Genomic DNA, 11585 nt, shown 5'->3' on the forward strand with positions numbered 1-11585 from the left:
CACAGTGCATTGCCGTTCGCGCGTGGCGTCAAGCGATTTGCAGTTCGAGGAACCCGGCGTACCGGCCACCGAGCCGGGCCAGCTCGTCGTGGCTTCCCTCCTCCACGATCCGGCCGCCGTCCAGGAAGACCACGTGATCGGCACGTTCGACGGTCCGCAGCCGATGCGCCACCATCACCACGGTCCGGCCCGCCATGAGGCGCTCGATCCCTTCGTGGACGGCCGTTTCGTTGACCGGATCCAGAGCCGACGTCACCTCGTCGAGCACCACGATCGGCGCGTCCTTCAGCAGGGCACGCGCGATCGAGACCCGCTGGCGTTCCCCGCCGGACAGCAGCGCCCCGCCTTCGCCGACGTTCGCGGACCAGCCGCCGGGCAGCCGTTCGATCACCTCGTCCAGCCGGGCCGCCGTCGCGGCGGCGCGCACCTCGGCGTCGCCGGCGTCCGGGCGGCCGAGCCGGATGTTCTCCTCGATCGTGCCGTCGAAGAGGTGGACGTCCTGGAAGACGATCGCGATCCGCGCCATCAGGTCCTCGGTGCTCATCGCGCGGACGTCCACCCCGCCGACGCGCACCGCTCCCGAATCCACGTCGTGGAACCGGGCGAGCAGCTGCAGCACCGTGCTCTTCCCGGCGCCCGAAGGCCCGGCGACGGCCAGCTTCTGTCCTTCGTGGACGGTCAGCGAGAGGCCGTCGAGCACCGTGCGGCCGCCGCGGGTGAAGACGACGGACTCGAATTCGAGGTCGTGCCGCTCCGGCCGGACGGGGTCCGGCGGCTCCGGCAGCGGTTCGGTCCGCAGCAGCGCGTCGAGCCTCGTCAGCACCGTACGCGCGCCGCGGAGCTTGCCGCCGATGTCGGTCAGCGAGAGCAGCGGATCCGCGCAGCGCGCGGCCAGGACGAGGATCGTCAGCACCTCGGGTGCCCCGATGCCCCCGCCGAGCGCGAGGAACGCGCCCAGTACCAGGAGGCCGGTGAACATCGCCTGCACCGTGAACGTCAGCCCCACGACACCGGGCAGCGCCGACAGCGTGGACCGGTGGTTCGCTCGCTGAAGGTCTCGCAGCGAGTCGTCGAGCAACCGGAATCGTTCCGCGGCTCGGCCACCCGCGCGCAGCACCGGCTGCGCCTGCAGATACTCGATGACCCGCCCGGTGGCCTCGTTCCCGCGTTCCGCGGTCTCCTCGTCGGCGGCGGCCATCGAACGACCCGTCCAGACCTGGATGGCCGCCACGACCGGAGCCGCGATCAGCGCGGCCAGCCCCAGCCGCCAGTCGAAGACGAGGATCACGAACACGATCGTCAGCGGGGTGACACACGCGGCGATGAACGGCGCCAGCAGATGCGCGATCACGCCCATCGCCCGCAGGACACCGGGTCCGGCCAGCGACGACACCTCACCGACCCGTTTCCCGCTGTACCAGCCCATCGGCAGCCGGGCGAGATGGTCGCCGAGCCGGTGGTACATCCCGCGCAGCAACGTCGTCCCGGCGCGGAATCCGGAAAGATCGGCGCGGTAACGCAGGATCGCGAACACCGAGAAGGCCGCGCCGAACGCGATCAGCCACGGGACGGCGTCGCCCGGAGTGCTCCCGAGCAGCGCCCGCAGCAGGGGGACCAGCAGCGCGTACGACAGGCCCTCGACGATCGCGGTCGCCGTCATCAGCGCCACGGTGCGCCGCACCGGCGGGGCGTGGTCGGGGCCGAGGACGCTCAGCAACATCCGGATCATCGAGGTTCCCCCAGTGGTTCGGCGGAGCGGTGGGAACGCCAGAAGGCGGCGAACCTCCCGTTCCGCGCCAGCAGCTCCGCGGGTTTCCCGCGTTCGGTGATGGTGCCGTTCTCCAGCAGTACGACGGTGTCGGCGTCGACGACCGTCTCCAGGCGATGGGCGATGACCAGGACCGTCCGGTCGGCGCGCCCCGCCGTCAGTGCCCGGCGCACGGCCAGTTCGGTCCGCGGGTCGGCGAACGCGGTGGCCTCGTCGAGCACCAGGACGGGAGTGTCGGCGAGCAGCGCACGAGCCAGCGAGATCCGCTGCGCTTCGCCGCCCGACAACCCGGTTTCCTCGTGCAGCACCGTTTCGTAGCCGTGCGGTAGTTCGAGGACGCGGTCGTGGATCTGCGCGAGCCGGGCCGCGCGCACGATGTCGTCGAGCTCGGCGTGTGGCACGGCGAGCGCGATGTTGTCCGCGACCGACGCGCGCAGCAGGCGGACGTCCTGGAACACGAAGGAGACCTTGCGGTACAGCTCCCGGCTGCCGATCTCGCGCAGATCGACGCCGCCCAGCAGCACGGAACCGTCCGCCGGGTCGAAGAACCGCGGCAGCAGAGTGACCAAAGTGGACTTCCCGCCGCCCGACGGCCCGACGAGCGCGGTGACCGTCCCCGGTTCGAGCACCAGATCGATCCCGCGCAGGACCTCGCGCTCCGCCTCGTAGCCGAAGCGGACGCCGCGCAGTTCCACCCGATGGCCTCGCGGCGCGACCGGCTTCGACGGCTCCGGCAGCGACGGCACCGCGAGCACTTCGCGGATCCGGCCGGTGGCGCGACGGGCGGCCTGGAGTTCGTCGAAGCCGTGGCCGAGCGCGGCCACAGGCGCGGTCAAGCCCAGGCCGAGCACCAGGAACGGCAGGAGATCGACCGGGGCGAGGCCGCCACCGGTGATCAGGAGCGTGCCGCCGATCAGGACCACCAGCAGGACGAACGGCGGCGACAGCGCCAGTTGCATCCCCGCCGCCGGCCCGGCCATACCGTGCACCCACCGGGTGAAGGTGGCGACGAAGGCGTCCGCGGCGGTGCGGAACCTGCGATGGGCACGGCCCGCGCCGCCGAACGCCTTGACCACGGCGATGCCCTGGACGAACTCGACGACCGAATCCGAGATCCCCGCCATTCCCCGGTCGAACTCCTCCTGCTCGCGCAGGCGGGAGGGCGTCATCATCAGCGGGACCAGCGCCACCGCCAGCACCACCGGGATCAGCGTGATCAAGGTGAGCCGCCAGTCGATGGTGAGCAGGTAGACCAGCGACACCAGCGGGACGACGAAGGCCGACACGAGTTCGCCGGGGGTGTGGGCGATGAACGGGTGCACGGCGCCGACGTCCTCGCCGACGACCTTGGCCAGTTCACCGGTGCGGCGGTTCGAGAACCAGCCGATCGGCACCCGTCCCAGACGTGCGGCCAGCAGACGGCGGAACGTGAGCTGGACCCGGCCGTCGAGCAGATGCCCGATCCCGGACGACGCGGCCGTGAGCACCAGCCGGACGAACAGCCCGGCCGCGCCGACGGCCACCGCCGTCCACACCCGGCTCTCGTCGGCCGGGCCGGGCACCAGCAGCGCCCTGCCCAGTTCGACGACCGCCAGCAGCGGCGCCAACCCCGAGATGGCACCGATGATCTGCAGGACGACGACAGCGGCGAAACTCCCGGCGAACGGACGCAGCAGCCCGGCCGTCGTGGGTGTCGCGGTGGGTGCGGTCATGACGAGGCCAGCGCGCGGCGCAGGACGCCGCCGAGTTCGTCGATCTGACGGCGGGACACCTCGGCGGACAGGATGGCCTGCGACCCGTGGAAGGTGCCCGCCCACTGGTGCAGCTCGACCGAAACCCCCGCCTGCAGCAGACGGAGCGCGTACTCGATGTTCTCGTCGCGATTGGGGCAAAACTCGGCGGAGGCCACGTACGCGGGTGGCAGCCCGGAGAGATCGGTGGCCCGCGAAGGGGCGGCATACGGCGAAGGCGCGGGCTTTCCGTCCAGGTAGTGCCCCCACGCTGCGGTGATCTTGGCGCGGTTCATCCATGGCGTGTCGGTGAAGTTCCGCGCCGACCAGGACTCCTGCCGGTCGTCGAGCCCCGGCTGGTTGAGCAGCTGGAAGCAGATCCGGGGGCCGCCTTCGTCGCGAGCTCGCAGTGCCGTCGCGGCCGCGAGCCCGCCGCCCGCGCTGTGCCCGCCGACCGCGATCCGGTCGGGGTCGACGCCGAGTTCGGCCGCGTGCTCGGCCGTCCAGTTCAGCACCGCGTAGACGTCGTCGAACGCGGCCGGGAACGGATTTTCCGGTGCCAGCCGGTACTCGACCGAGATCACTGTCGCGTCGGAGGCTTCGGCGAGCCGCGCCGCCCAAGGATGTTCGGTCTCCAGGTTGCCCATGACCCAGCCGCCGCCGTGCAGCCAGATGATGGCGCCCTGTGCCTCACGCGGCCGGTAGATCCGGATCGGGACGCCGGGTTCACCGGGCACCGTCCGGTCTTCGACCTCCAGGTCCGACGTGTCGGGCTGCGGCACGGACGTGGCGAGTTTCGCGAAGCTCACGCGGTCCGCGACCGGGTCGTCGAGTTTCGCCTGCGGGAACAGGGCGATGAAGGCTTCGAGTTCGGGATCCATGACCACGATCCTTCCGGCTCCGGGGCCGGAGGGCGGCCGCCATCCGTCGCGTGTGATCGCCCCTTCGTGCGACGATCGCCGCGTACGCTCGCGGACATGGAGGCACTGGCCGCGCGGTTGTCGCATCTGGATCCCGACGTCGAAGGCGCGATCCGGGTCGTGATGTTCTACGACACCCTGATGCGGCGGCGGGTCGACCTCCCCGCGCTCGCTCGCGCCACCGCGGGCTTGGCGGAATGCGTGGCGGGCATCCGGCTCCACAGCACGGGACGCACCATCCGCATGGCACCCGACGGCCGCGAAGCCGCGCCGACCGCCGCGCCCGCGCCCATCACGGAGGCGGTCACCCTCGACGACGAGGAGATCGGCACGGTGTGGCTGGAACGCGAGGGAACGCCCGTCGCCCTCGACGAAGCGGTGCTGGACCGGCTCGCGATCGCCGTGGCGACGGTCGTCGAAAGGTACGGACCGGCCCGTACCACCATGGCCGATCCGGCGCTGGTGGAGCTCGTGATCAGTGCCGCCGGCGACGACGCCGCGAGGAGCCGGGCCCTGCGGCTGCTGGGTTTCCCCGCCGACGCGTCGATCAGGGTGGTCGCCGTCCGGTCGGGGCTCCCGCTCGAGAAGATCGGGAACCTGATCTGCCCCGGCCGCCCGGTCAAGGCCGCGTCGCTCACCGACGTCGGCATCATCCTCGCCACCGCGGTGGACCCGGACCGCTTTCCGGAGGACGTCCGGGCGGGGATCGGGGAGACCGGCTGCCCGCATCGGTCCTGGCAGGACGCCAAGACGGCCTTGCGTTTCACGACCGCGCGCCGTCCGGTGATCCACTACGACGACCTCGGAGCGCTGGCCCTGCTCGCGCGGATCCCGGAGGAGGACACGCGGGCCAACGCCGACGTCGTCGCGATCACGAAGCTGGCGGCGGATCCCGAGGATCTGCGGACGCTGGACGCCTACTGCGCCACGGGTTCGGTACGCCAGGCCGCCGATTCCCTGCACCTGCACCACAGCAGCGTCGCGCGACGGCTGACCCAGATCGGCAAGAGCCTGGCCGTCGACCTGACCGACCCGTTCGGGCTGACCAGGGCGAGGCTCGCCCTCACCGCGTGGCGGCTGCTCGGCGAGTGACTACCTAATGATCTTCGGCGCATACTCAAAAACCTTCGCCGCGCGTCATGGAAATAAATAGGTAGCCGACGCGAACTTTCGTCGGTTTCCGGGTTCCCTTGGCACGACACAGAATCAGCGCGTTCGTCCCCACTGAAGCGGCCGGAACCCGCCGCAGAAATGAGTCGGAACATGCGACTGCGCTCTCTTGTCCTGCTGGCCGGTACCGCCTTCATGGCGTTGCTCGGCTCGACCGCCCCCACCGCGACCGCCGCCGAGCCCTCGGGCGTGCAGCCGATGATCATCGGTGGTCAGTACGCGCAGAACGCTCCCTGGGCGGCCCGGCTGTTCGTGAACGGCCAGCAGAACTGCAGCGCGACGATCATCGCGCCGCAGTACATCCTCACCGCGAAGCACTGTGTCGCCAGCAGTGGCAGCTACACGTTCCGGATCGGCAGCCTCGACCAGCAGAGCGGCGGCACGATGGCCACGGCGGCGAGCATCACCCGCCACTCGGGCGCGGACCTCGCCATCGTCCGGCTGACGAGTTCGGTCAACGCCACCTACGCGCCGCTCGGCACCACGAGCAACGTCGCGGTCGGCCAGAACGTCCAGGTCTACGGCTGGGGCGCGACCAGCCAGTGCGGTTCGGAGATCAACTGCCAGTCCCGCTACCTGAAAGTCGCCACCGTCCGGGTCAACTCGGTCAACTGCGGTGACTACCACGGCGGGGTCGCGGTCTGCGCGAACCGCGTCGACGGCATCACCGCCGGCGGTGACTCGGGCGGCCCGATGTTCTCCGGCGGCCGCCAGGTCGGCGTCGCCTCGACCAGCGACCGGTCGAACAACACCGCCTACACCAACATCACCCGTTACCGCAGCTGGATCCAGCAGGTCGCCGGCGTCTGACCGCCTCGTGAGCGGTAAGGACGGTTAGAACCGTCCTTACCGCTCACGAGCCCTAGCACGCTCCCGCCGCCCCCTATTTGTCAATTGACACTCACCCTCAGGGCCGATCGACGCGATAATGTGGCGGTCGGCGCCGGTGGGGCGGCGCCGTGGACCTTGGGAGGGGGCCAGTGGCGCGACCGACGCGGGCTCTCGACCGCACGATCGTCGTGGTGGACGTCGTGGGGTTCACCGCGCCGGACCGCAACCGGCTCGACAGACTCGCCGTCCACCAAGGCATGTACGAGGTGCTGAAGACGGCCTTCGCCGAAAGCGGTATCGATTTCGATTCCTGCGCGCACGAGGACCGCGGCGACGGTGTGCTGGTCCTTCTGCCGCCCGGAACGACCAAAAGCCTGGTCGCCGACCTGTTCCCGGATCGCATCGCGGTCGCCCTCCGCCGGTACAACCACACGCGGACGCCGCAGGCGCAGATGCGGCTCCGGGTGAGCTTCAACTCCGGCGAGGTGATCGACGACGGCAACGGATGGGTCGGGGAAGCGGTCGACATCGCTTTCCGCATTCTGGACGCGCAACAGGCGAAGGACGCGTTCGCGGAATCCGGCCGGATGATCGCGTTCATCTGTTCGCAGCGATTTTTCGCCGACGTCATCGAAAAGGACCCGGGCCTGTTGCCCGAGTCGTACAGTCCGATACCCGTTTCGGTGAAGACCTTCACCGGAACGGCTTATTTACGACTGCACGGAGAAGGTACCGCGACGGTCGCCAAATTCCCCGAACCGGCGGTAGCGGCCGCCGAAGACCTGTTTCTGGCCGACCTGGACAGCGCCGTTCTGGAGCTGATCCCCCGCAAGGATCTGGCCGGCCTGCACCGAAGACTGACCCGGCTGGAAGTCCCCCATTTGGCGGTCATGGTGAGCCGCGCGCTCGGCCCCGCGGTCCCCTTGCCCCGGCTGGAGGGCATCACCGACGCGTGGGGTGCTTTCCAGTTGCTCGCCGACTTCAACGCGGGGCCGGACGGTATCCCACCGGCCATGACTTTTCTGGGCCTGCTCGCGGAAAACGTGGACGGCGAGCCCGCGGCCATGATCGCGAACTGGATCGCCGACCAGGCCAGGTCGTTGCGGCTCGGCCCCGCCCTTCTGCATCAGCGGCAGAGCAGGCCACCGATTCCGGAGCGGCCCCATCTACATCTGTTGATCATGCTCGAACCGGTTTCCGGGGATCCCACGCGGTGCACGCTCGCGTTCTGGCGGCAGGAAGATCCGGAGGTCTGGCCGCCGTCACTCGGTGGAGTGCGGGAAATCGGGATAGAAGAGGTCGAGTTCAGGGTCGATGACGTCATCTTGGAGACTGAAGGCGTCTGGTCCGGCCAGAGCGTGTCCGCGTCGGTGGAATTCCTGCTGCCGAGGACGTTGATCAATTTGCCCGTGCAGCGCTGGGCGAAGGAACATGAGACCGGCCATCCCCAGCCGTTGCGCTACGGGTACCGGCTCGGAATACGGTCTTTGGAGAGGATGCGGGCGAGGCATTGGCATCGCGCATGGCATGTTCGCTGGGATTCGATGGTGAAGGACCCCGCCGCCGATCGGCTGCACTATTCCGGGTGCGCGGAGTTCGAGGATCATCCGATCGACGCCATCCTGAGCGACGATCACTGGGTCGGCCTGGTATTGACGAAACCCCCTTCGCCCCAAGCGGAACCGGGCGGCGTGCCGGACGAACTGACGAGCGCGCTCCGCGGCGGCCTTCCGGTGGTGCTCTGGCATCCGGACGCCGAGCCGGAGAACCTGCGCGAGTTGCTCGACTGGGTATTGGCCGCGGACAGCGGTTTTATCGAACTCCCGGATCGCCGCAAACTGGCGAATTCGGGTGCGGCGGTACCGTTCAAGAATTCTCTGGCTCACGATCTGGTGGTAATGTGGGACGACCCGAAACGGGTGATCGTTCTGGACCAACCGTTGATCCCGACTCGACTGTAAGGGGATGCCGCGGATGAGCGGGAACGATCAGGACGCGGCCGTGAACGGCCGGACGCCTCAGCGCGACGCACCCGATTGGTGGATCTACCGGGGAACCGGAAGGCCCATTCACGACATCGACCTCGCGCAGTTGCTGCCCGCGCCGCCGCCGTGGCGTTCGTATCGCGGCGACCCGCCACCGGAGAACGACGTGCCGCCGCCGGACGACGGCGAGGCGGAGCGCCGTCTCGGCACCGCGTTCACGCTTTCGGAGCTGACCGTCGACGACGGCGAGCTGAACATGGTCAACGCCGCCCTGTATCTGCGCCGTCCGTTGCTGGTCACCGGAAACCCGGGGACGGGGAAATCCAGCCTCGCGTACCGGATCGCCAGGGAACTCGGTCTCGGCAGGGTGCTGCGCTGGGCGATCACCAGCCACACCGCGCTGAGTTCCGGCCTCTACGGCTACGACGCGATCGGCCGGGTCCAGGCCGCGGCGACCAGTCAGGCGCAGCGCGGCGGCGAGGCGGAAGAACCACCGATCGGCGATTTCGTCCGGCTCGGCCCGCTGGGCACCGCCTTCCTCCCGAGCAGGCTGCCGCGGGTACTGCTGATCGACGAGCTGGACAAATCCGAGGCGGATCTGCCCAACGACCTGCTGTCGGTCTTCGAGGACGGCGAATTCTCCATCGAGGAACTGGCGCGCGTGCGCAACCGGCATCCCGAGGTCACCGTGCACACCGCCGATCCGCAGCGCACCGCGGTGGTCCGCGACGGCAGGATCGCCTGCCACGCCTTCCCGATCATCGTCATGACCAGCAACGGCGAACGGGAGTTCCCGCCCGCCTTCCTGCGCCGCTGCCTCCAATTGCGGATCGAGAACCCGGACGAGGAGCAGCTCGCGGCGATCGTGGCGGGCCATCTGGTCGGCGAGAACGGCGAACACCGGGACAGGCTCATCCGGGAATTCGCCGAACGGAGCAAGGCGGAAGGCGGTCTCCCCACCGACAGGCTGCTCGACGCCGTCTATCTCGCGACGTCGGGCGCGTACCAGCCGGATCAGGAGGCATGGCCGCGGCTGGTGGACGCCCTCTGGCAACGACTGACGGTGCGGTGACATGGAGGGGCCGGGCGGTGTGTCCGACTCGCGTTCCGCCCCGGTGGCGGAGCGGCGGAAGACCGGTTCCCCCCAGGGGGTCGAGCGGTTCGGGTTCGAGGACCTGAGCTGGACCGACGTCGCCGACATCGTGTGGCTGGCCGCGGCCATTTCGCCGCGGCGGGCCGCAGACCGAGCCGAGCCCGACGAGGAGCCGGAGCGGCCTTCCGAGAAAACGCGGATCCGCAATGCTCCCGCCGAACGCGGGGAAAACCCGGAACCTCCCGAGTCGCGGCCGTCGCGGATCATCGACACCGAGGCGACCGCCGGGGACGACGGTGAGATCGTCGGGATCGAGGCCGTGCCCGGTGAGCTGCCCGAACCCGCGGTGGACGGCACCGGGCCGGGGGGAGTGGTACTCCTCGAATCGCTGGAGTACTTCCGCGCACTGAGATCACTGAAACGGGAGACGGTGTCGCGGCGACACAACAACGTGGTCCTGGACGAAGTGGCGACCGCCGTCCGGGTCGCGGAGACCGGCCGGTGGTGGCCGGTCACCCGATCGAGAAAAGAGCGCTGGCTGGACCTGACGCTCGTCCTCGACAATGGTCCCTCGATGGCCTTGTGGCGGCCGAGGGTGTCGGCCTTCGTCGAATTACTCCGGCAGGTGGGTGCTTTCCGCACCATTCAGGTTCGGCTGCTGGAAACGGCGAAGGACAGCGAAGAGGGTCTCGTTCTTCGTGGTGGCACGCCCGGCGCGCCCGCCCGCGACCCGGACGAGATCGTGGATTCTTCGGGACGGCGGGCCGTATTGCTGCTGACCGACGGTGTCGGCGATGCCTGGCAGAACAAGGACGCGCTGTACCCGATGCTCGCGCGCTGGGGCAGGCGGATGCCGGTGAGCATCGTCCACCTGCTCCCGCCATGGCTGTGGGGCCGGTGCGGAATGGAGCCGCACAAGGCGTGGTTACGTGTCCCGAACGCGTTGGCACCCAACAGCCGATGGGGTTGCGACCTCGCGGACGCCTGGCTCGAACCGGGCTCGGAAGTGCCCGGCCACCTCGTCCCCGTGCCGATGCTCGAACTGCGGCCACGGTCGCTGGGCTGGTGGGCCGGGCTGATGACCGGCGAAAACACCGGTGCCGTCGAAGGAACGGTCGTCCTCACCACGGAACGGAGTTCCCGGTCCGATTTCGCGGACCCGCCGGTAACTTTGTCACCCGCCGAAAGAGTGCACAGATTCCGCAGTGTCGCGTCGCCGCCGGCGCTACGCTTGGCGCAGTTGCTCGCGGCGGTACCGGTCCGTCTCGACGTGGCGAAGCTGGTGGGACAACGGTTCGTACCGGAAGCGGGAGTGGAGCACCTCCTCGAGCTTTTGCTTTCGGGGATGATGTACGCTCCCGCACTCAGGGAGGGCAAGTCCACTTGGGACACCGACGGGGTCTTCGCTTTTCCCGAGGCAGTCCGGGAATTGCTGCTCAGCGGCGCGCGACGGTCGGAAACGGCCAGTGTCGTCCGAGTGGCCGCCACCCATTTCGGTGACCGGATCAGGTTGCTCGGTCACCTCCGGGACGCCATCGCCGACCCGAACAACACACCGGATCCAGACCTCACCCGCGAGTCCCCGGCCGATGTGGAATTGGAAAGCGCACTCATGCGCGCGCTTTCCGGACCGTACCTGTCCCGGGCCGACCGGCTACGGAACGCGGTACGAGGCCGGGGTCTCGTCGCATTCGAATCTGAATCAATAAAGAAGGCTGTGAGCCCAAAAATGCCTGAGACGGCCGAACGTCCACCTGCTTCGACACCTGTGCCACAGGGACGGTCGACTTATCTCAGCGAGCCCGACGCGAACGAACCGACGACCAGGATCGTCCACCCGTCGGCGGCGGACAGTTCCCGGCACTTCCCCGACCGCCAGCCCGACGACCCGCCGCTGATCTTCGGGAACGTCCCCCCGCGGAACCCCAACTTCACCGGTCGCGACGAACTGCTCGACCAGCTCACCAAGCGATTGAGCAGTGGTACCACCGCCGTGCTTCCTTCGGCGTTGCATGGTCTTGGTGGTATCGGTAAGACTCAGATGGCGACTGAGTATATTTATCGGCATCTTCAGGATTATGATCTGGT

The 11585-nt window shown here is 69.0% G+C and carries 8 protein-coding genes; 5 read left to right on the plus strand and 3 right to left on the minus strand.

Going from position 1 to position 11585, the window contains the following annotated elements; all coding sequences use genetic code 11:
* Window positions 1–28: 28 nt before the first annotated feature.
* The 3 genes from AC069I_RS43190 to AC069I_RS43200 are packed head-to-tail and all read right to left on the minus strand — an operon-like array spanning window position 29 to window position 4379.
* The gene (locus AC069I_RS43190; RefSeq protein ID WP_478267992.1) at window positions 29–1729 is read right to left on the minus strand and encodes an ABC transporter ATP-binding protein; all 1701 of its coding nucleotides are present in this window, start codon (window positions 1727–1729) and stop codon (window positions 29–31) included.
* Window positions 1726–3480 (minus strand): ABC transporter ATP-binding protein, encoded by a 1755-nt coding sequence (locus tag AC069I_RS43195; protein WP_478226897.1) that lies wholly within the window; start codon window positions 3478–3480, stop codon window positions 1726–1728. Before AC069I_RS43195 ends, AC069I_RS43190 begins: the two co-directional genes overlap by 4 nt.
* Window positions 3477–4379, minus strand: a complete 903-nt coding sequence (locus AC069I_RS43200) for an alpha/beta hydrolase (protein WP_478226898.1) — start codon at window positions 4377–4379, stop codon at window positions 3477–3479. The genes AC069I_RS43195 and AC069I_RS43200 overlap by 4 nt, the downstream gene beginning before the upstream one ends.
* 96 nt (window positions 4380–4475) lie before the next feature.
* Here AC069I_RS43200 and AC069I_RS43205 point away from each other — a divergent pair, with 96 nt between their 5' ends.
* From AC069I_RS43205 to AC069I_RS43225, 5 genes are all read left to right on the plus strand, one after another.
* Complete coding sequence (locus AC069I_RS43205) at window positions 4476–5510, plus strand: PucR family transcriptional regulator (protein ID WP_478226899.1); 1035 nt, start codon at window positions 4476–4478, stop codon at window positions 5508–5510.
* 171 nt (window positions 5511–5681) lie between these two features.
* Window positions 5682–6398, plus strand: a complete 717-nt coding sequence (locus AC069I_RS43210) for a S1 family peptidase (RefSeq protein WP_478226900.1) — start codon at window positions 5682–5684, stop codon at window positions 6396–6398.
* 170 nt (window positions 6399–6568) lie between these two features.
* The gene (locus AC069I_RS43215; protein ID WP_478267993.1) at window positions 6569–8380 is read left to right on the plus strand and encodes a VMAP-C domain-containing protein; all 1812 of its coding nucleotides are present in this window, start codon (window positions 6569–6571) and stop codon (window positions 8378–8380) included.
* A gap of 13 nt (window positions 8381–8393) precedes the next feature.
* The gene (locus AC069I_RS43220; protein WP_478267994.1) at window positions 8394–9476 is read left to right on the plus strand and encodes an AAA family ATPase; all 1083 of its coding nucleotides are present in this window, start codon (window positions 8394–8396) and stop codon (window positions 9474–9476) included.
* Between the two features lie 19 nt (window positions 9477–9495).
* On the plus strand, window positions 9496–11585 hold a 2090-nt coding region (locus AC069I_RS43225; protein ID WP_478267995.1), incomplete at its 3' end, for an SAV_2336 N-terminal domain-related protein.

Source organism: Amycolatopsis sp. NPDC043885 (genome assembly GCF_056435685.1).